This window comes from Acidovorax sp. sif0632 (genome assembly GCF_019218805.1).
GTDB classification, from domain to species: domain Bacteria; phylum Pseudomonadota; class Gammaproteobacteria; order Burkholderiales; family Burkholderiaceae_C; genus Acidovorax; species Acidovorax facilis.
Map to the genome: position 1 here is coordinate 386,966 of NZ_JAHUWW010000001.1, position 18,862 is coordinate 405,827.

Annotated in this window: 18 protein-coding genes; 9 read left to right on the top strand and 9 right to left on the bottom strand. The window is 63.4% G+C overall.

Annotation, left to right across the window (positions count from 1 at the left end):
- Positions 1-56: 56 nt before the first annotated feature.
- From KW832_RS01755 to KW832_RS01775, 5 genes are all read right to left on the bottom strand, one after another.
- Entirely contained in the window at positions 57-1,913 is a 1,857-nt protein-coding gene (locus KW832_RS01755) for a long-chain fatty acid--CoA ligase (protein WP_218298848.1), read from the bottom strand.
- A 6-nt stretch (positions 1,914-1,919) separates the two neighbouring features.
- Positions 1,920-2,738, bottom strand: coding sequence for an ABC transporter ATP-binding protein (locus KW832_RS01760; protein ID WP_108498494.1), 819 nt, complete (start codon positions 2,736-2,738; stop codon positions 1,920-1,922).
- A gap of 61 nt (positions 2,739-2,799) precedes the next feature.
- Positions 2,800-3,639 carry an ABC transporter ATP-binding protein gene (locus tag KW832_RS01765; protein ID WP_218298847.1) on the bottom strand — a complete coding sequence of 280 codons (840 nt, stop codon included), beginning with the start codon at positions 3,637-3,639 and terminating at the stop codon, positions 2,800-2,802.
- A 186-nt stretch (positions 3,640-3,825) separates the two neighbouring features.
- The gene (locus KW832_RS01770) at positions 3,826-4,902 is read right to left on the bottom strand and encodes a branched-chain amino acid ABC transporter permease (RefSeq protein WP_055393742.1); all 1,077 of its coding nucleotides are present in this window, start codon (positions 4,900-4,902) and stop codon (positions 3,826-3,828) included.
- A gap of 3 nt (positions 4,903-4,905) precedes the next feature.
- Complete coding sequence (locus KW832_RS01775; RefSeq protein ID WP_121422272.1) at positions 4,906-5,781, bottom strand: branched-chain amino acid ABC transporter permease; 876 nt, start codon at positions 5,779-5,781, stop codon at positions 4,906-4,908.
- Between the two features lie 634 nt (positions 5,782-6,415).
- Here KW832_RS01775 and KW832_RS01780 point away from each other — a divergent pair.
- Together KW832_RS01780 and KW832_RS01785 are read left to right on the top strand one after the other, a co-directional pair.
- Positions 6,416-6,904: a thioesterase family protein gene (locus KW832_RS01780; protein WP_176888282.1), complete on the top strand. Its 489-nt coding sequence runs from the start codon at positions 6,416-6,418 to the stop codon at positions 6,902-6,904.
- A 176-nt stretch (positions 6,905-7,080) separates the two neighbouring features.
- The gene (locus KW832_RS01785) at positions 7,081-7,644 is read left to right on the top strand and encodes a polymer-forming cytoskeletal protein (RefSeq protein WP_218298846.1); all 564 of its coding nucleotides are present in this window, start codon (positions 7,081-7,083) and stop codon (positions 7,642-7,644) included.
- A 63-nt stretch (positions 7,645-7,707) separates the two neighbouring features.
- On the opposite strand, the gene KW832_RS01790 is transcribed toward KW832_RS01785, so the two are convergent.
- A complete protein-coding gene (locus tag KW832_RS01790) occupies positions 7,708-8,130 on the bottom strand; it encodes an acyl-CoA thioesterase (protein ID WP_055393750.1) in 423 nt (140 codons plus the stop codon).
- Between the two features lie 131 nt (positions 8,131-8,261).
- Here KW832_RS01790 and KW832_RS01795 point away from each other — a divergent pair, with 131 nt between their 5' ends.
- The 3 genes from KW832_RS01795 to KW832_RS01805 all read left to right on the top strand — a co-directional run bounded on the left by KW832_RS01795 (position 8,262) and on the right by KW832_RS01805 (position 11,620).
- A complete protein-coding gene (locus tag KW832_RS01795; protein ID WP_218298845.1) occupies positions 8,262-10,121 on the top strand; it encodes an ABC transporter ATP-binding protein/permease in 1,860 nt (619 codons plus the stop codon).
- A 138-nt stretch (positions 10,122-10,259) separates the two neighbouring features.
- The gene (locus tag KW832_RS01800; RefSeq protein WP_218298844.1) at positions 10,260-11,192 is read left to right on the top strand and encodes a 2-hydroxyacid dehydrogenase; all 933 of its coding nucleotides are present in this window, start codon (positions 10,260-10,262) and stop codon (positions 11,190-11,192) included.
- A 71-nt stretch (positions 11,193-11,263) separates the two neighbouring features.
- Entirely contained in the window at positions 11,264-11,620 is a 357-nt protein-coding gene (locus KW832_RS01805; RefSeq protein WP_218298843.1) for a nucleotide pyrophosphohydrolase, read from the top strand.
- A gap of 147 nt (positions 11,621-11,767) precedes the next feature.
- Here the strand turns inward: KW832_RS01805 and KW832_RS01810 are convergent, their stop codons facing one another.
- The 3 genes from KW832_RS01810 to KW832_RS01820 are packed head-to-tail and all read right to left on the bottom strand — an operon-like array spanning position 11,768 to position 14,698.
- Positions 11,768-12,805: a DctP family TRAP transporter solute-binding subunit gene (locus KW832_RS01810; RefSeq protein WP_121422276.1), complete on the bottom strand. Its 1,038-nt coding sequence runs from the start codon at positions 12,803-12,805 to the stop codon at positions 11,768-11,770.
- 40 nt (positions 12,806-12,845) lie between these two features.
- Entirely contained in the window at positions 12,846-14,144 is a 1,299-nt protein-coding gene (locus KW832_RS01815; RefSeq protein WP_218298842.1) for a TRAP transporter large permease, read from the bottom strand.
- Positions 14,141-14,698 carry a TRAP transporter small permease gene (locus tag KW832_RS01820; protein WP_218298841.1) on the bottom strand — a complete coding sequence of 186 codons (558 nt, stop codon included), beginning with the start codon at positions 14,696-14,698 and terminating at the stop codon, positions 14,141-14,143. Before KW832_RS01820 ends, KW832_RS01815 begins: the two co-directional genes overlap by 4 nt.
- 261 nt (positions 14,699-14,959) lie before the next feature.
- On the opposite strand from KW832_RS01820, the gene KW832_RS01825 reads away from it, so the two are divergent.
- From KW832_RS01825 to KW832_RS01840, 4 genes are all read left to right on the top strand, one after another.
- Complete coding sequence (locus tag KW832_RS01825; protein WP_055400828.1) at positions 14,960-15,892, top strand: LysR family transcriptional regulator; 933 nt, start codon at positions 14,960-14,962, stop codon at positions 15,890-15,892.
- Positions 15,893-16,084: 192 nt separating this feature from the next.
- Positions 16,085-16,981 carry an amino acid ABC transporter substrate-binding protein gene (locus KW832_RS01830; protein WP_121422279.1) on the top strand — a complete coding sequence of 299 codons (897 nt, stop codon included), beginning with the start codon at positions 16,085-16,087 and terminating at the stop codon, positions 16,979-16,981.
- A gap of 113 nt (positions 16,982-17,094) precedes the next feature.
- On the top strand, positions 17,095-17,994 hold the full coding sequence (locus KW832_RS01835) for an amino acid ABC transporter substrate-binding protein (RefSeq protein ID WP_121507575.1): 900 nt from the start codon (positions 17,095-17,097) through the stop codon (positions 17,992-17,994).
- A 108-nt stretch (positions 17,995-18,102) separates the two neighbouring features.
- On the top strand, positions 18,103-18,861 hold the full coding sequence (locus KW832_RS01840) for an amino acid ABC transporter permease (protein WP_055400823.1): 759 nt from the start codon (positions 18,103-18,105) through the stop codon (positions 18,859-18,861).
- Position 18,862: the final 1 nt, after the last annotated feature.

The following is an 18,862-nucleotide window of genomic DNA, read 5'->3' on the forward strand; positions in this document are numbered from 1 at the left end:
CACCAGCACTTTCCCTATCCTGATGGGCGTGGCCTGTGGTTGCGTGACGTGCGCACCTACCGGTACATCGCCTCAATCTGCGGTGCGTACTTCTGCTGCACCAGCTTGCGCTTGAGCTTCATGGTGGGTGTCAGCTCTTCATCCTCGGCCGTGAGCTGGGTGTCGAGCAGGAAGAACTTCTTGATCTGCTCCACGCGGGCGAACTTGGCATTGACGCGGTCGATCTCGGCCTGGATCAGCTCCTGCACCTCGCGCGTGCGGGTCAGGCTGGCGTAGTTGGAGAACGGCACGTCGTTATCCTGCGCGTACTTCTCCACGTTCTCCTGGTCGATCATGATGATCACCGTGAGGTAGGGCAGCTTGTCGCCAATCACCACCGCATCGGTGATGTAAGGGCTGAACTTGAGTTCGTTCTCCAGCTCGCTCGGCGTGATGTTCTTGCCGCCCGCCGTGATGATGATGTCCTTCATGCGGTCGGTGATGCGAAGGTAGCCATCGGCGTCGATCAGGCCCACATCGCCCGTGTGCAGCCAGCCTTCGGGGTCGATGGTTTCGGCGGTTTTCTCGGGCTGGTTGAGGTAGCCCTTGAACACATTGGGGCCACGCACCAGGATTTCTCCCGTGGCGGGGTCGATGCGCACCTCGTTGTAGCTGGCCGCCGGGCCGATGGAGCCGGGTTTGATGCGGCTGGCCGGCACACCGGTGGAGGCGCCGCAGGTCTCGGTCATGCCCCACACCTCCAGCATGGGCACGCCCAGCGCCAGGTACCACTTCACCAGGTCGGGCGAAATGGGCGCTGCGCCTGTGACCAGAAAGCGCGCACGGTGGATGCCGATGAGCTTGCGCACATTGTTGAGCGCCAGAAAGCGCGCCAGCATGAACTGCGCCTTCAGCAAACCGTCCACCGGCTGTCCGGCCAGCACCCGATCTGCGATGCGGGTGCCCACGCCAATCGACCAGGCATAGGCCGCCTGCTGCATGCGTGTGGATTCCTTGAGTGCGATCATCACGCCCGAATAGAACTTCTCCCATACCCGCGGCACGGCGGTGAACACCGTGGGCGCGATCTCGCGCACGTTCTCGGGCACGGTGTCGGGGTTCTCCACAAAGTTCAGGCGCGCGCCGGTGTAGAGCGAGAAGTATTCGCCCCCCATGCGCTCGGCGATGTGGCACAGGGGCAGAAAACACATGGTCTCATCCGCCTCGCTGCGCGAGATCAGCGTGTTGTAGCCGCGCACGGTGTAGGTGAGCGCGGCGTGCGTGTGCATGGCACCCTTGGGCTTGCCGGTGGTGCCCGAGGTGTAGACCAGGATGGCCAAGTCTTCGGGTCGGCAGGCCTTGACGCGCTGCATCAGCGCGTCGGGGTGTTGTGCATTCCAGGCCCTGCCCAGCTCGCGCAGGGCGGCCAGGCTCAGCACATCGGGGTCGTTCAGACTGCGCAGGCCTTCCATGTCGAACACCACCACCTTGCGCAGCAGGGGCAGGCTGCTGCGCACTTCCAGGGCCTTGTCGAGCTGTTCATCGTCTTCCACAAACAGCACGGTGGTGCGAGAGTCTTCGCTCAGGTACTGCACCTGCGCCGCCGCGTCAGTGGGGTAGATGCCATTGGCCACGCCGCCACAGCTCAGCACGGCCAGATCGGCCAGCACCCATTCGATGTTGGTGTTAGACAGGATGGATGCACATTCGCCGGGCGCAAAACCCAGCGACATCAGGCCGCCCGCAATCTCCCGCACGGCTTCCGCCGTCTGGTCCCAGGTCCAGCTCTTCCAGATGCCCAGCTCCTTCTGGCGCATCCACACGCGCGGGCCGCGCTCGGCCACAGCGTTCCAGAACATGGCAGCGATGGTGTCGCCCGCAAGCACGTCGGTGCCTGCGGGCTGGATGTGATCGAGGTCCCAGAGGTTAGACATTTGCGCTTATCTCCAGGTCTTCTTTTTCTTCCAGCGCCGCTCTCCACGCACGCCGACATCTTTCATCCCAAGGTAGAACTCCTTGATGTCGTCCTTCTCGCGCAGGCGCTCGCAGCTGTCTTCCATCACGATGCGGCCGTTCTCCAGCACATAGCCGTAGTCCGATGCGTTGAGCGCCATGTTGGCGTTCTGCTCGACCAGCAGGATGGTGGTGCCGCGCTCACGGTTGATGCGCACCACGATCTCGAAGATCTCCTTGGTGAGCTTGGGGGACAGGCCCAGGCTGGGCTCGTCCAGCAGGATGAGTTCGGGGTTGGCCATGAGCGCGCGCGAGATCGCCAGCATCTGCTGCTGCCCTCCCGACAGCAGGCCCGCGTCCTGCGCGGCGCGCTCCTTCAGGATGGGGAAGTAGCCGAACACGGTTTCGATGTCGCGCGCCACTGCGTCCTTGTCGGCGCGCGTATAGGCTCCCATCAGGAGGTTGTCGCGCACCGAGAGCAGCGGGAACACCTCGCGCCCCTCGGGCACGTGCATCAGGCCCCGACGCACGATCGCTGCCGGGTCGTTGGCAGTGATGTCGGCGCCCGCGAATTCGATGGAGCCCTTGCGCGGGTCGATGATGCCGCTGATGGTCTTCAGGATGGTGGTCTTGCCCGCGCCGTTGCTGCCCAGCACGGCGGCGATCTCGCCGCGCCGCACCTGCAGGCTGACGCCCCGGATGGCCTTGATGGGGCCGTAGGCACTTTCCACGTTCTGCAGGCGCAGCAGGGGTTGGTCAGCTGCTGCAGCAACTGGTGTGCTGGTAGCGGCAAGTACGGCGCTCATTAGGAAACCTCCGTGCAGCGCACTGCGGTGCGAGCTTGCTTGGGGCGGCTCGGCGTGGCGCTCATGCCCGAACCCCCATGTGGGACCCCGCCGGGCGGCGCAGGTTGCTCACTTCGTCGATGGTGCCCAGATACGCCTCAATCACCCCGGGGTGCGTCTGCACCTCGCGCGGCGTGCCCATGGCCACCACCTCGCCCTGGTTCATGGCCAGCACGCGGTCGGATACCTTGGAGACCAGCGACATATCGTGCTCCACCATCAGCACGGTGATGCCCAGCTCGTGCTGGATGTCCTGGATCCAGAAGGCCATGTCGTCCGTCTCCTCCACGTTCAGGCCCGACGAGGGCTCGTCGAGCAGCAGCAACTGCGGCTCGGTGCACAGCGCACGGGCCAGCTCCACCACCTTGCGCACGCCGTAGGGCAGGCCGGCGACCATGGTGTCGCGGTAGTGCTGCAGGTCGAGAAAGTCGATGATCTGCTCGGCCTTCTCCCGGGCCTGAATTTCCCCTTCGCGCACCTTGCGCGTGAAGAACATCTCGGCCCACAGGCTGCTGTGCTGTCGGGTGTGGCGGCCGATCAACAGGTTGTGCAGCACACTCGCGTGCTCGAAGAGTTCGATGTTCTGGAAGGTGCGTGCAATGCCCAGGCCTGCCACCTTGTGCGGCGGCTGGTCGGTCAATGGCAGCAGGGCCCCGCCCGGGCCCGCATAGGCGATGGTGCCGGTGGTGGGCGTGTAGATGCGGCTGATGAGATTGAACACCGTCGTCTTGCCCGCGCCGTTGGGGCCGATGAGCGTGAACACCTCGCCACGGCGCACGTCAAAGCTCACGTTGTTGACCGCGAGCACGCCGCCAAAGCGCACACTGAGGTTCTGGGCGCTGAGCAGGATTTCGTCAGTCATGGGTACAGCAATTGGGGTCATTTCACTGGTCCAGTGTGCTGAATGCCGTCCGCAGCCTTTGCGACTGGCGTGACCGAGGCCAGTGCCCCCGCGCAAGGGCCGCCCCGCCGCGCTGGGGGCGTTCCCCTCCCGAATCGCGCAGCGAATCGAGAGAGGGGGAAGGCGCGAAGCGACTCAGGGGGTGCTTCATTTCAAGCGATCTGATTTCTGGAACGACTTCTGCCGCTTGAACAAGCCCTTGCGGTAGAACGGGAACATCTGCAGCCAGGTGCGCACCTTGAGCCAGCGGCCATACAGGCCCATGGGTTCGAACAGCACAAAGGCGATCAGCACCGCGCCGTACACCACCGCCTGCAGGCCCGGTGCCTGGCCGATGGCGGCGGGCAGCCAGTCCTTGCTGAGCGAAATCATCTGCGGCATGGTGATGAGGAAGATGGCCCCCAGGAACGCTCCATGCACCGATCCCAGCCCGCCGATCACGATCATCAGCAGCAGGTCGATGGACTGCAGGATGTTGAACTGGTCGGGCGAGATGAACTGCAGCTTGTGCGCGTACAACGCACCGCCGATGCCTGCAAGTGCAGCCGATATGGAGAACGACAGCGTCTTGTAGCGCGCGAGGTGGATGCCCATGCTCTGCGCGGAGATCTCTGAATCACGGATTGCGACAAACGCGCGGCCTGTGGGTGAGCGCAGCAGGTTCAGGATGGCCAGCGTGCTGACCACCGCAATCACAAGGCACAGAAAGTAGAACGACTCTGTGGTCTCGAACGAGTAGCCCGCGATTTGTGGCGGCACCAGGTGCTTGCCGGAGTTGCCGCCTGTGACCGACTCCCACCGCGCGAACACCTCTTCCACGATGAAGCCGAAGGACAGCGTGGCCATGCCCAGGTAGATGCCTTTGACGCGGAGTGCTGGCAGCCCCACCACCACGCCCACAGCCGCCGACAGCCCCGCCGCGCAGGCCAGCGACAGCGCAAACGGCCAGCCCATGCCAGTGAGCACCGCCTGCGTATATGCCCCAACGCCCAGAAACGCTGCATGCCCCAGCGAGAACAAGCCGGTGAAGCCCGCCAGCAGCATCAGCCCCAGGCCCACGATGGCGTAGATGAGCACAAAGGTGAGCTGTGCCAACCAGTATTCAGGCGCCACCCAGGGCGCGGCGACCAGGGCCAGGCACAGCAGGCTGTACCAGAACACATGCCCGCCATGCTTGGCGAGGCGAATGTCTTGCTCGTACGAGGTCTTGAAGAGAAAGCGCATGGGTCAGACTTTCTTTCTCAGCTTCTCGCCGAACAGTCCGTTGGGTTTGACCATCAGCATGATCAGCACGACGATGTACGCGGCTGTGTCCTTGAACCCATCGGGCAGATAGAAGCCCGAGAGCGATTCGACAATGCCGATCACCAGCCCGCCCACGATGGCCCCGGGCAGGCTCCCAAAGCCGCCCACCACGGCGGCGGGGAAGGCCTTGAGCCCGATCAGCCCCATGTTGGCGTGCACAAAGGTGATGGGCGCCAACAGCAGCCCGGCTACCGCCGCCACCGCCGCGGCAAGCCCCCAGGCCAGGCCGTTGAGGCGCTGCACGGGAATGCCCATGTAGTAGGCCGCGAGCTGGTTCTGCGACGCGGCCTGCATGGCAATGCCCAGCTTGCTGTAGCGGAACATGGCAAACAGCAGCACGCACAGCACGCCCGTGGCGCCGATCACCACCAGTTGCTCGGCGCTGACCACCAGTTCGCCCAAGCGCAGGGACTGGTCCTTGTAGGGCACGGGCAGCGTGTGGGTGTCGGTGCCGATGTTGGGGATCATCGTGACAAGGCCGCGCAGCACGTAGCCGATGCCGATGGTGAGCATGACGATGGAGAACGCGGGCTGGCCCAGGATGGGTCGGATCACTGCGCGCTCCAGCACCGTGCCAAACAGCCCCATGGCCAGGATGCTGGCGAGCACCGCCACCCAGAAGGGAAAGCCCAGCACGGTCATGAGCGCCAGACCACAGAAAGCGCCAAGCATCATGAGTTCGCCCTGGGCAAAGCTCACCGTCTCCGTGGCTTTGTAGATAAGCACGAACCCGAGCGCGATCAGCCCGTAGATGCACCCCTGCGAGACACCGCTGATCAACAGTTGCACAAATTGCACACTGGCTCTCCAGAATAAGTGATACGCAAAGCGGGTAAATGCGGGGTGGATGCCTCGTGGGCATGGGATGGCCGCATCGTCGCTTGCGCAGGTCCTGCAGAATATTTATACAAAGCGATTGCTTTGTATAAATAATGGTGCACGCGTGCTGTGCATACCGCACTCGGGGCTAACCCTGATGGGGCGGGCGAGCGGGTAGCGGCGGATATTGACGCAGTGCTGCACCCTGCGCAATAGGAGTAACGTCGGGTGGGTGAACAGGTTCTGACACCGGGCCACAGGAGAGCCACATATCCGCAGGGGTTGAAGTGCAAGGTGGTGTCACGCTGGTGACATGGCGCAGGCCCGATGTGCACAACGCGGTGGATGCCAGCACAGCCCGCACCAGCGCGCTCGCCGCCGAAGGGCTGCTGTTACGGCGAGCCTTGCTGCAGGAATAGGCGGGCGGCCGCGAATGCCTGGTCGAAGCACTGCGCGGCGCCTCGCGGTTTGCCGCAGGGCAAGTGCGCCACGGCCAGTTTTAAGTAAAAATAGCCTCTAGCGCTTATCTATTAAGCGTGAGAAGCTACAAAATCAGGAGCATCTGGATGGTTTCGATTGCACGCACCATCCCGCAGTGACCCCCAGGAGACCCATGAGCAAATCCACCGCCACCCCAGCCCCGCAAGCCTTTGAGCCCGAGTTCATTGCCGGGCTCAAATCCATCTTTGAAGAAAAAATCGTGTTCAACCAGGTGCTGGGCCTGAAGATCACGTCACTGGCTCCCGATGGTGTGGTGGGCCGCATCGACATGAAACCGGACCTGGTGGGCCACTATGCCTACAACCGCATCCACGGCGGCGTGATCAGCGCGGGGCTCGATGCCATGGGCGGGCTGGCCGTGATGGCCGCGATTGGCGCCAAACACCTGGATGAAGCACCCGAGCAGCGCCTGCACCGCTTTGCCAAGCTGGGCACCATCGACCTGCGCATTGACTACCTGCGCCCCGGCATTGGCAGCCACTTCGAGCTGCGCGCCCAGGTGCTGCGCCTGGGTTCGCGTGTCGCAACCACGCGCATGGAGTTCCTGGGGCCGGATGGGCAGATCATGTCGGCCGGAGCTGCGGCTTACATCGTCTCTTGATTGTGGCGCGCTCCTGAGCCGTCTCGCCACGGGGCGTTGCCATGTGTCGAATGTGTGATCCCGCAAGCCTTGCAAGCGCATGCTACGAGAGAACCGTTTGGTTACCGTTCTTGCGTAACCAGGGCATCTTTCACGGGGCGCGATACCTACGATGACTCTCTTTTCAAGGAGATCTGATGGCCGTGCAAAACCCCTTCTTTGGCAAGCGTGAACCCGAGTCGTTCCAACCCCGCAACAGCACCACTTCAGGCTCCGTATTGGGGAGCTCAGCGGCGAGCAGTTCTGCGGCTGCACAGCCGGTGGCCAGCCCTGCTGTCCCCAAGGCCGCCAGCACCAGCGACAGCTCTGGCAGCAAGCTCACGGTGGGCCCGAACATCAAGCTCAAGGGCGTGGAAATTACCGATTGCGACACCCTCGTGGTCGAAGGCACGGTGGAAGCCACCATGGATTCGCGCGTGATCCAGATTGCTGAGCATGGCGCCTTCAAGGGCTCTGCCGAGATTGACATTGCCGAGATCCATGGCGAGTTCAACGGCACACTCACCGTGCGCCAGAAGCTGGTGATCTACAGCACCGGCAAGGTCAACGGCAAGATCCGCTACGGCAAACTGGTGGTGGAAGAGGGCGGTCAGCTGGCGGGTGAGATCGAGGCCGGGTTCTCGCCCTCGTCATCCAGCAGCACTCTGCAGCGCACGGCAGCTCCTCTGCGCACCGAACCGGCCACTGCGCTGGCCGCCTGACCGGGCCATGAAGGCGTCCGCGCACCGCCAAGCGCGGTCTGCGCGAGCCGACCTTCCGTGTTCTCACCCCGGCGCGTTGTGCTTGGGCACCGGGCGCGGCCTGCCCTGGTCGTCGATGGCCACATAGGTCAGGCGCGCCTCCGTCACCTTCACATACCGGCCCTGGTCGGTAAACCGTTCGGCATACACCTCCACCTCCACGGTGACCGAGGTGTTGCCCACCCGCGTGATGGACGAGAAGAACGACAGGATGTCGCCCACGCGCACGGGCTGCTTGAAGATGAATTCGTTGACGGCCACCGTGGCCATGCGGCCCTGGATGTAGCGCGCGGGCAGCACAGAGCCCGCCAAGTCCACCTGCGCCATCACCCAGCCGCCAAAAATGTCGCCATTGCCATTGGTGTCGGCGGGCATGGGGATGACCTTGAGCACCAGTTCCTTGTCGGTGGGCAATGCGGCGGGTGGTGGGCTGAAAACGGCAGACATGGGCACAATCTCGGTTGGGGCTGAGCCAATCCTTGTCGGAACCTGGGGTTTTGCAAGGCGGCTGGCCCGCAAAAAAACCACCTTGGCATCAGCCGGGTCGGTAAAAACAACAACAACCGGAATTGTCCCCCATGCGCCACCTTGGCGAAACCGCCCCCCCCACCCCTGGCACGCCCGCGCCCCCCAAGTCCGACTGGGTCACGCTGAGGCGGCTCCTCCCTTACCTGTGGCAATACAAGTGGCGCGTGGTGGCGGCGATTGTGTTCATGGTGGGCGCCAAGCTGGCCAACGTCAGCGTGCCGCTGCTGCTCAAGACACTGGTGGACGCGATGGCGTTCAAGCCTGGTGACCCCGCCGCGCTGCTGGTGGTGCCGGTGGGCTTGCTGGTGGCGTACGGGGCACTGCGCCTGTCCACTTCGCTGTTCACCGAGCTGCGCGAGCTGGTGTTTGCCAAGGCTACGCAGGGCGCAGCGCGCTCGATTGCGCTGCAGACCTTTGAGCACCTGCACGCGCTGAGCCTGCGCTTTCACCTGGAGCGCCAGACCGGCGGCATGACCCGCGACATCGAACGCGGTGTGCGCGGCATCGAGTCACTGATCTCGTTTTCGCTGTTCAACGTGTTTGCCACCTTGATCGAGGTGATCCTGGTGTTGAGTGTGCTGGCCGTCAAGTTCGATGCCTGGTTTGCCTGGATCACGCTGGCCGCGCTGGTGCTGTACATCGCCTATACCGTGCTGGTGACCGAGTGGCGCACCAAGTTCCGCCGCGAGGCCAACGAGTTCGACTCGGCAGCACACTCCAAGGCCGTGGATTCGCTGCTCAACTACGAGACGGTCAAGTACTTCAACAACGAAGGCTTTGAGGCCCGCCGCTACGACGAAAGCCTGGAGCGGTTGCGCCTGGCCCGCCTCAAAAGCCAGACCACGTTGTCGATGCTCAACACCGGCCAGCAGCTCATCATTGCAGTGGGCCTGGTGGCCATGCTGTGGCGCGCCACTCAGGGCGTGGTCGATGGCCGCATGACGCTGGGCGACCTCGTCATGGTCAATGCCTTCATGATCCAGCTGTACATCCCGCTCAACTTTCTGGGCGTGATCTACCGCGAGATCAAGCAGAGCCTCACCGACCTGGACAAGATGTTCACGCTCATGGACAAAGAGCGCGAAGTGGCCGACGCACCCGGCGCCCAGCCGCTGGCGGGGCTGAGCCAGACCACCGTGCGTTTTGAGAACGTGCACTTTTCCTACGACGTGCGCCAAGGCAGCGACCTCAGCAGCGGCCGGCCCATCCTGCAGGGCATCAGCTTCGAGATACCTGCGGGCAAGACGGTGGCGGTGGTGGGGCCTTCGGGTTCGGGCAAGTCCACACTGGCCCGGCTGCTGTTCCGCTTCTACGACATCCAGCAGGGGCGCATCACCATTGCGGGGCAGGAGATCCGCAGCGTGACGCAGGCGAGCGTGCGCCAGGCGATTGGCATCGTTCCGCAGGACACGGTGCTGTTCAACGACACGGTGGCCTACAACATCGCCTATGGCCGCACCGGTGCCAGCCAGGATGAGATCGAAGCCGCCGCCCGTGCCGCACGCATCCACGACTTCATTGCCAGCACGCCCAAGGGCTACGCCACCATGGTGGGCGAGCGCGGGCTCAAGCTCTCGGGCGGTGAAAAGCAGCGCGTGGCGATTGCCCGCACCCTGCTCAAGAACCCGCCGATCCTCATCTTTGATGAGGCCACCAGCGCGCTGGACTCCGCCAACGAACGCGCCATCCAGGCCGAGCTGCAGGGCGTGGCGCAGAACAAGACCACGCTGGTGATTGCGCACCGCCTCTCCACCGTGGTGGATGCGCACGAGATCCTGGTCATGGACGCGGGCCGCATCATCGAGCGCGGCACGCACGCGCAGCTGCTGGCCCAGGGTGGCCGCTACGCGAGCATGTGGTCTCTCCAGCAGGAGGCCCCCCCTGAGTCGCCTGCGGCGCCTTCCCCCTGAGGGGGACGACGCCATCGCTGCGGGGCGGCCCTTGCTAGGCGTCCCGCGCCTGGGCCGCGCCGGTTTTGTACGCTCTGCGCGAAGCGCACGATGCAAAGCGTAGCGTCCCGTTTTCTTTTTTCGAGATTGCACTATCCCATGAAGCCTGTACTGCTTGCCCTCATGTTCCTGTCCGAAGAACATCGCGCCCAGATGGCGCAGTCGTTCGAGCTGGTTTACGCGCCCGACGCTGCGCAAGCCGCAGCCGCCATTGCCGAGCATGGCGCGCGCATCACCGTGGTCCTGACCATCGGCGCCACGGGCCTCTCAGCCGCGCAGATCGATGCGTTGCCCGCGCTCACGCTGATTTGCGCGCTGGGCGCAGGCTACGAGAACATCGCCGTGGCCCACGCCAAGGCGCGGGGCGTTGTGGTGGCCACGGGCGCGGGCACCAATGACGACTGTGTGGCCGACCACACCTGGGGCCTGCTGATTGCCGCGCAGCGCCGCATCCTGCCGCTGGACAAGGCCACGCGCGCAGGCATCTGGCGCACGGCCCTGCCGCTGCCGCCCAACGTGTCGCACAAGCGCCTGGGCATCATCGGCCTGGGCACCATCGGCAAGAAGATCGCACAGCGCGCGCTGGGCTTCGAGATCGAGGTGGGCTACCACAACCGCAGCGCGCGCACCGATGTGCCGTACCGCTACTTTGGCGATGTAAAGGCGCTGGCCGAATGGTCGGACTTCCTCGTGGTCGCCACGCCCGGTGGCGCGGGCACCAAGCACCTGGTCAACGCTGAGGTGCTGAATGCCCTGGGCGCGCGCGGCGTGGTGGTCAACATCGCGCGCGGCAGCGTGATCGACACCGCCGCCCTGGCCGCCGCGCTGCGCGAAGGTCGCATTGCGGCAGCAGGCCTGGATGTGTACGAGAGCGAGCCCGCGCCCCCGGCTGAACTGCTGGACCTGGACAACGTGGTGCTGACACCCCATGTGGCGGGCTGGTCGCCCGAGGCGGTGCAGGCTTCGGTGGACCGTTTCCTGGAAAACGCTCGCCGCCATCTGGCAGGCGAGGCGCCGGTGTCTCCGCTCTGAAATTTGAATGAAAAATGGCTCTAGCGCTTTATGGATAAGCGCAAGCAGCTATCAAATGAGGAGTTTTGGCAATGCCCCTGGATGTCGATGCCTTGCAGGCGCGGCTGCGCGCCTTTGCCGCCGAGCGGCAGTGGCAGCCGTTTCACACCCCCAAGAACCTGGCGATGGCGCTGATGGTGGAAGCGGCGGAACTGACCGAGATTTTTCAGTGGATGACCCCCGAGCAGTCGCTGGCGGTACGTGATGACCCGGCGCTCACGGAGCCCATTGCCGATGAGGTTGCCGATGTGCTCCTGTACCTGCTGCAGCTGGCAGACCACGCGGGTGTGGACCTGGCGCAGGCGGTGGAGAACAAGCTGCGCAAGAACGCCGTCAAACACCCGGCGCCGTGCGTTGGTGGTGCAGCCGTGGGTGGTCGTGAAATTTAGATAAAAAGTGCCTCTGGCGCTTTACTGGTAAGCGTCGATAGCTATCAATAGTGAAGCGACCGGCTCCCGCCCTGCAAGGATCCAGCGACAGCAAAAAGCCCCGCGAGCGGGGCTTTTGTTGGGGGCTTTGGCGAACCAGCGTCTGGCTTATTGCTTGCGGGCCGCAATCGCCTTCTCGGCCGAGGTGACCAGGTCGGCACCAATCTGGCCCTTCCACTTGTCATATACCGGGCGTGTGGCCTTCACAAAGGCGGCTCGTTCGGCGGGGCTCAGCTGGGTCACCGTCACGCCCAGTGCGGCGATGTCTTTGAGCAGAGGTTTGTCGGCTTCGACCACGCCCTTGCGGGCCAGGGCGATTTCTTCCTTGCCCGCGTCGATGGCGGCTTGCTTGACGATCTCGCGGTCGGCTGGGGTCCAGCTGTTCCAGATCTCCTTGTTCACCACAAAGATCAGCGGATCGTTCACATAGCCCCACAGAGTGATGTGCTTTTGCGCCACGCTATGCAGCTTCGCGGCGGTGAAGATGGACAAGGGGTTTTCCTGTCCGTCCACCGCGCCGCTGGCAAAGGCGGGCTGTGCGTCGGCCCAGCTCATTTGCGTGGGGTTGGCGCCCAGGGCGGTGAAGGTGTCGAGGAACAGCGGCGAGCCCACCACGCGGATCTTCAGGCCCTTGAGGTCTTCAGGGGTCTTGATCGCCTTCTTGGAGTTGGAGATTTCGCGGTAGCCGTTTTCGCCCCAGGCCAGTGGCATCACACCAGCCTTGTCCAGCGTGGCGAAGATGCTCTTGCCCACGTCGCCCTGCGTCACAGCGTCCACGGCGGCGTAGTCGGGGAACAGGAAGGGCAGCGAGAACAGGTTGAGTTGCTTGACCTGGGGCGACCAGTTGATGGTGGAGCCCACGGCCATGTCGATCACGCCCTGGCGCAGCGCGCTGAATTCACGCGTCTGGTCGCCCTGGATCAGCGACACGCCGGGGTAGAGCTTGATGTTGATGCGGCCATTGGTGCGCTCGCGGACCTTGTTGGCCCACAGCTCGCCGCCCTTGCCCCAGGGGAACGCGGGGCCCAGCACCAGCGACATGCGGTATTCGCTCTTGTACGCAGTTTGTGCGATGGCGGCAGGTGCGGTGAAGGCCAGGGCGGCTGCGGCGGCCACGGCAGAGGTGAGGAAGGTGCGCAGTTTCATCGGTTGTCTCCTTGTTGGATGGTGAATGGGTGAGGAAAAATCAGTAGCCCAGCCGCTGGGGCAGCCAGAGCGCAATCTGCGGAAACACGACGACCAGCAGCATCGCCAGCGTCATGGCCAGCACCAGCCAGACGACCCAGCGGGTGGTCTGCTCCATGCGTACACCGGCAATCTTGCTGGACACCATCAGGTTCACGGCCATGGGTGGGGTGAACTGGCCGATGGCCACCGTGAGGGTCAGCACCACGCCGAACCACACCACGTCCCACTGGTAGTGCTGCATGATGGGCATGAGCAGGGGCACAAAGATCAGGAAAATGGAGATGCCGTCGAGGAACATGCCTGCGATCAGCAGCATGACGATCAGCGCGCCGAGCACACCTTGCTCGCTCAGCCCCGACTGCACGATGGTGCGGGTGATGGGGTCGATCACTCCCAGGGTGGACAGCGAGAACGCAAAGATGCCAGCCAGCGATACCACCACGAGGATCACGGCCGACAGTTCACCGGCTTCGCGCAGGATGGTGAACAGGTCGCGCACACGGATCGTGCGGTGAATGCACATGCCCACAAACAGGCCGTAGAACACGGCCACCACGGCAGCCTCGGTGGGAGTGAACCAGCCGGCACGCATGCCGCCCAGAATCACCACCGGCGCGGCCAGCCCCCACGCCGCCTCGCGCAGGCTGCGCCAGAACGGCGGGCGGGGCATGTCGGCTTCAGCGCCACCCATCTTGTGGCGGCGTGCCAGCCACACGGCGGGCACGATCAGCGCAATGCCCGCCAGGATGCCTGGGAACATGCCTGCGGCAAACAAGGCAGGCACCGAGGCGCCCGGCACCAGCACCGAATACACGATGAACGCCACCGATGGCGGGATGAGGATGTCGGTGGCTGCTGCGCCTGCCACCACACTCGCCGAGTAGGCAGCGGGATACCCGGCGCGCGCCATGGCGGCGATCATGACGCCACCCACCGCCGCTGCGGTAGCGGGGCCCGAGCCGGAGATGCCGCCCAGGAACATGGCCACGGCAATCGCCACCAGCGGCAGCATTCCAGGCCCTCGGCCCACGATGGACACCGCAAAGTTCACCAGCCGCAGCGCCACGCCTGAGCGGTCGAAGATCGAGCCCACCAGCACAAACATCGGGATGGCCAGCAGCGGGTATTTGCCCAGGCCTGCGTAAAAGTTCTGCGGCACGGCCAGCAGGCCGAACCAAGGGGTCTCGGCATTGGCCACGGCAATGGCCGTGGCGCCCGCCAGACCCAGGGCCGCACCAATCGGAACGCCCAGAAACATCATGCCCAGGAAGGCGACAAACAGCAGGGTAGCGATCACGGGCGGGCCTTCGGTGCGGTCGATGCGGCCGATGCACGCCGCAGGCGGGCAAACAGTTGCAGTGCCCGGGCTGTGGTCAGCGCGCACAGCACAGGCAGCCAGACGGTGTACCACCACTGCGGCACACCGATGCCGGGCGATGTCTCTTCAAACCGGTAGTTGTCCCACACCACGCGGATGCTCAGCACCGTGATGAGCCCAAACAACAGCGCCACCATGAGAGCACCAAACTGCGCCAGCACCTGACGCCGGTGCTCGGAGCCGCCATCGGCAAAGAACTCGATGCGTATGTGCAACTGGCGCGCCACGGCGGCGGAGCCGCCGACCATGGCCAGCACGATCATCAGGAACACCGATATTTCTTCGGTCCAGGCGAAGGACGCATCGGTGAAATAGCGCAACACCACGTTCACAAAGGTGATGAGCGCCAGGGCGGCCATGGTCAGGACGATGAGCCAGTCTTCCAGGCGCAGGGAGCGGGGTTCGTCAGCGGCAGCGGGCGCTGCAGGCACTATGGGCGCAGAGGGCTGCCCATCGGGAGTGGAGGTGAACATGAACGCGGGGAGTCAGAAGAACACGGGGCAAATGCCGATCTTGCTGCCCGGCGGCGTTGTGCACCTGGGGCGTTGACCGAGGGAGAAGCGGGGTAGACGCGCTGGGTATTATGCGTCGCTCGCTATGCATGCACAGCATTGGTGCGGGGGGCAGCGCAGCCGGGAGACGCGCATGGAGCCGAGGGCCGCAGGCGCACGGGCCTGTGGAAACCCTGATGCCCGGTGCCAGCACGTTGCAGCGCCCGCGCGGATAATGCGCCGATGGAAACCAAGTGGCTTGAAGATTTCGTCAGTCTTGCGGAAACCCGCAGCTTCAGCCGGTCAGCGCAGCTGCGGCATGTGACGCAGCCCGCGTTCTCGCGGCGCATCCAGGCGCTGGAAGCCTGGGCTGGCACCGATCTGGTGGACCGCAGCTCTTACCCCACCCGACTCACTCCGGCTGGCAAGACCCTGTACGACCAGTCTCTGGAAGTGCTGCAGGCGCTGCAGAACACGCGTGCCATGCTGCGGGCGCACACCAGCGCGGGCAAGGACATGATCGAGTTCGCCGTGCCGCACACGCTGGCGTTCACGTTTTTCCCGGCCTGGGTGTCGAGCTTGCACGACAAGTTTGGGCCGTTCAAAAGCCGGCTGATTGCGTTGAATGTGCACGACGCCGTGATGCGCCTGGTGGAGGGCGGGTGCGATCTGCTGATTGCCTACCACCACCCTTCGCAGCCCTTCCAGCTGGATGCCGACCGTTACGAGATGGTGAGCCTGGGGCAGGAAGTGATCTCCCCCTACAGCAAGGCCGACGCCGACGGACAACCCGTGCACCGCCTGCCGGGCCGGGCCGGGCAACCACTGCCCTACCTAGGCTACGCCCCGGGCGCCTATCTGGGACGCGTGACCGAACTGATCCTGAAGGAATCCGGCACGCCCATCCATCTGGAGCGCGTGTACGAAACCGACATGGCCGAGGGCCTCAAGGCCATGGCGCTCGAAGGCCATGGCGTGGCCTTTCTGCCGCACAGCGCCGTGAAGAAAGAATTGCGTTCGCGCCGTCTGGTCAGTGCAGCACCGGTCGATAGCGAAGGCCTGCAGATGACCATGGATGTGCGCGCCTACCGCGAAAAACCAGCGGGCAAAGAGGCTCCCAAAGGCACGGCACAGGCGCTGTGGATGTACCTTCAAGCGCAGGCCGGGTCATGCTAAGGGTAAATACGGATATAAACAGTTTGCATAGTTGCGCGCGCAAACGGCATTGGAATTTCACGGTAACGACACGTACAGTCGGCGCCATCGCTGGGTCGGCTGCCGCAGCGTGTGCCGTCTAAGAGCAGATTCTTAGTCCCCACGGTGGCACGAACATTGCGAATCCGATCCATCCACTCACCGAGACGCCGTATGAAAGTTCAGCATTGGGGAATTGCCTGGGGCCTTGCCGCTGCAAGCTGCGCTTTCGCGGCCTCTGCGCAGGCCTCGGTGCTGGAGCGCATCGGTGCCGGCGGCAAGCTGGTGATTGCGTACCGTGAATCGTCGGTGCCTTTTTCGTACATCGACACCCAGTCCGGCAAGCCGGTGGGTTATGCCATGGACCTGTGCCTGCGCCTGGCCGAGGTGGTGCGCAAGAAAACCGGCAAGAAGGACATGGAGGTCGAGCTTGTAGCGGTCACGCCGGCCAACCGTATCGCCATGATCGAGCAGGGAAAAGCCGACATGGAGTGTGGCTCTACCACCAACAACGCCGAGCGGCGCCAGAAGGTTGCGTTCACCATCCCCCATTTCATCACTGGTGCGCGGCTGCTGGTGAAGACCTCCAGCCCCATCGACCGCGTGGAAGACCTCAATGGCAAGAAGCTGGTGTCCACCAAGGGCACGACACCGCTCAAGGCCGCCGATCAGGCCAACCGCGAGCGCCTGATGGGGATCACCATTGTTGAGGCGCCGGACCACGCCAAGGCGGTCGAGATGGTCGAGAAGGGCGAGGCCGATGCTTTTGTGATGGACGACGTGCTGTTGTATGGCCTGGCCGCCGGGCGGCCTGACCCCAAGGCGCTCAAGGTGGTAGGCCGCTTCATGACCACCGAGCCACTGGCCATCATGCTGCCCAAGAACGACCCCGAGTTCAAAAAGCTGATTGATGAAGAGATGCGCCGCCTGATCACCAGCCGGGACATCTACCCCATTTATGACAAGTGGTTTAACAAACCCATCCCTCCCAACAACACGGTGCTGAACCTGCCGGTCAGCTACTTGTTGCGCGACTTCTGGAAATACCCCACCGACCAGGTTCCGTTCTGACTAATATCCCGGTCGAGGTTTCTGTTTTTGGAGAATGCGACCTGCCGGCACTGCTGGCGTGGGCGAATCTCTAGAATCCCCCCGTTTTTAGCTTCACACACAAGGAGATACCAATGAAGAAGCATTTGCTCGCGGTTGCCGTGACCGCCCTGGCTGCAGGTAGCGCTTTCGCTCAAGCCACCGATACCCTGGCCAAGATCAAGGCCTCGGGTAGCGTGACGCTGGGCGTTCGCGAATCTTCCGGTCTTTCCTACACCCTGGGTAACGGCAAGTTTGTGGGCTTCCACACTGAAATGGGCGAAATCGTCCTGGCCGACATCCAGAAGCAACTGGGCCTGCCCAAGCTGGATATCAAGTACCAGCCCGTAACCTCGCAAAACCGTATTCCCCTGGTGACCAATGGCACCGTGGATCTGGAGTGCGGCTCCACCACCAACAATGCCGCCCGCCAAAAGGACGTTGCCTTTGCCGTGACCACCTACGTGGAAGAAGTGCGCACCGTTGTCAAGGCCAACTCGGGCATCACGTCCATCAAGGACCTGAACGGCAAGACCATCGCCACCACCACGGGCACCACTTCGGTGCAAACCCTGCGCAAGCATGAGCGTGCTGGCGGCATCGACTTCAAGGAAGTCTTTGGCAAAGACCACGCTGACAGCTTCCTGATGCTGGAAACCGGCCGCGCCGATGCGTTTGTGATGGACGGCTCTATCCTGGCTGCCAACATCTCCAAGTCCAAGAACCCTGCCGACTACAAGATCGTCGGTGAAGTTCTGAGCGTGGAGCCTATCGCCTGCATGCTGCGCAAGGACGATCCAGCCTTCAAGAAGGCCGTGGACGACTCCATCAAGCGCCAGATTGCAGACGGTTCGCTGGCCAAGCTGTACGACAAGTGGTTCATGCAACCCGTGCCACCGACCAACACCAAGATTGGTCTGCCGATGTCCGACGCTACCAAGGCAGCATGGGCATCGCCCAATGACAAGCCCATGGAAGACTACGCAAAGAAGTAATTTTCTGAACGCTTGTGCCCCTTCGGCCAACCGGTTTGAAGGGGCTTTTTTGTTGGGCTCGCAAAGGGTTGCGCCCAACGCAATACCAAGAATTTAAGGGGTGCTCCTATGAGTTGGGATTGGCAGGTGTTCTGCCAGGACACCATGGACAGGGAAGTCGTGCAAAGCTGCTTTGGCAAGGGCGGCGATATCACCTACCTGGACTGGATGCTGTCGGCCTGGGGTTGGACGGTGTCTGTTTCGGTGCTGGCCTTGGTGCTGGCGCTTGTGTTGGGTTCCTTGATCGGGACGCTGCGTACCTTGCAGGACCGGCCCATGATCGTGCGCTTGGGCAATGCCTGGGTCGAGCTGTTTCGCAACATTCCGTTGCTGGTGCAGATTTTCCTGTGGTACCACGTGCTACCCAGCCTATTTCCGGTGCTCAGGGGCGTTCCTGGCTTTGCGCTGGTGGTGCTGGCACTGGGCTTCTTCACGTCGGCACGTATTGCCGAGCAGGTGCGCTCCGGCATCCAGGCGTTGCCACGCGGCCAGCGGTACGCAGGTCTGGCCGTAGGCTTCACCACGTTCCAGACCTACCGCTATGTGCTTCTGCCCATGGCGTTTCGCATCATCATCCCGCCGCTGACCAGCGAGACGATGAACATCTTCAAGAACTCGTCCGTGGCGTTTGCCGTGTCGGTGGCTGAACTCACGATGTTTGCCATGCAGGCGCAGGAAGAAACCTCGCGCGGCATCGAGGTCTACCTGGCGGTGACGACGCTGTACATCATCTCGGCTTTTGCCATCAACCGCATCATGGCCTTCATCGAAAAACGCGCACGCATCCCTGGCATGGTCGTGAGCGGCGCGGCCGGAGGGGGGCATTGAT

Coding starts and splice junctions, on each gene's coding strand:
- KW832_RS01755 (WP_218298848.1), bottom strand. CDS start 1,913: ATGTCTAACCTCTGGGACCTCGATCACATCCAGCCCGCAGGCACCGAC.
- KW832_RS01760 (WP_108498494.1), bottom strand. CDS start 2,738: ATGAGCGCCGTACTTGCCGCTACCAGCACACCAGTTGCTGCAGCAGCT.
- KW832_RS01765 (WP_218298847.1), bottom strand. CDS start 3,639: ATGACTGACGAAATCCTGCTCAGCGCCCAGAACCTCAGTGTGCGCTTT.
- KW832_RS01770 (WP_055393742.1), bottom strand. CDS start 4,902: ATGCGCTTTCTCTTCAAGACCTCGTACGAGCAAGACATTCGCCTCGCC.
- KW832_RS01780 (WP_176888282.1), top strand. CDS start 6,416: ATGAGCAAATCCACCGCCACCCCAGCCCCGCAAGCCTTTGAGCCCGAG.
- KW832_RS01785 (WP_218298846.1), top strand. CDS start 7,081: ATGGCCGTGCAAAACCCCTTCTTTGGCAAGCGTGAACCCGAGTCGTTC.
- KW832_RS01790 (WP_055393750.1), bottom strand. CDS start 8,130: ATGTCTGCCGTTTTCAGCCCACCACCCGCCGCATTGCCCACCGACAAG.
- KW832_RS01795 (WP_218298845.1), top strand. CDS start 8,262: ATGCGCCACCTTGGCGAAACCGCCCCCCCCACCCCTGGCACGCCCGCG.
- KW832_RS01800 (WP_218298844.1), top strand. CDS start 10,260: ATGAAGCCTGTACTGCTTGCCCTCATGTTCCTGTCCGAAGAACATCGC.
- KW832_RS01805 (WP_218298843.1), top strand. CDS start 11,264: ATGCCCCTGGATGTCGATGCCTTGCAGGCGCGGCTGCGCGCCTTTGCC.
- KW832_RS01810 (WP_121422276.1), bottom strand. CDS start 12,805: ATGAAACTGCGCACCTTCCTCACCTCTGCCGTGGCCGCCGCAGCCGCC.
- KW832_RS01820 (WP_218298841.1), bottom strand. CDS start 14,698: ATGTTCACCTCCACTCCCGATGGGCAGCCCTCTGCGCCCATAGTGCCT.
- KW832_RS01825 (WP_055400828.1), top strand. CDS start 14,960: ATGGAAACCAAGTGGCTTGAAGATTTCGTCAGTCTTGCGGAAACCCGC.
- KW832_RS01830 (WP_121422279.1), top strand. CDS start 16,085: ATGAAAGTTCAGCATTGGGGAATTGCCTGGGGCCTTGCCGCTGCAAGC.
- KW832_RS01835 (WP_121507575.1), top strand. CDS start 17,095: ATGAAGAAGCATTTGCTCGCGGTTGCCGTGACCGCCCTGGCTGCAGGT.
- KW832_RS01840 (WP_055400823.1), top strand. CDS start 18,103: ATGAGTTGGGATTGGCAGGTGTTCTGCCAGGACACCATGGACAGGGAA.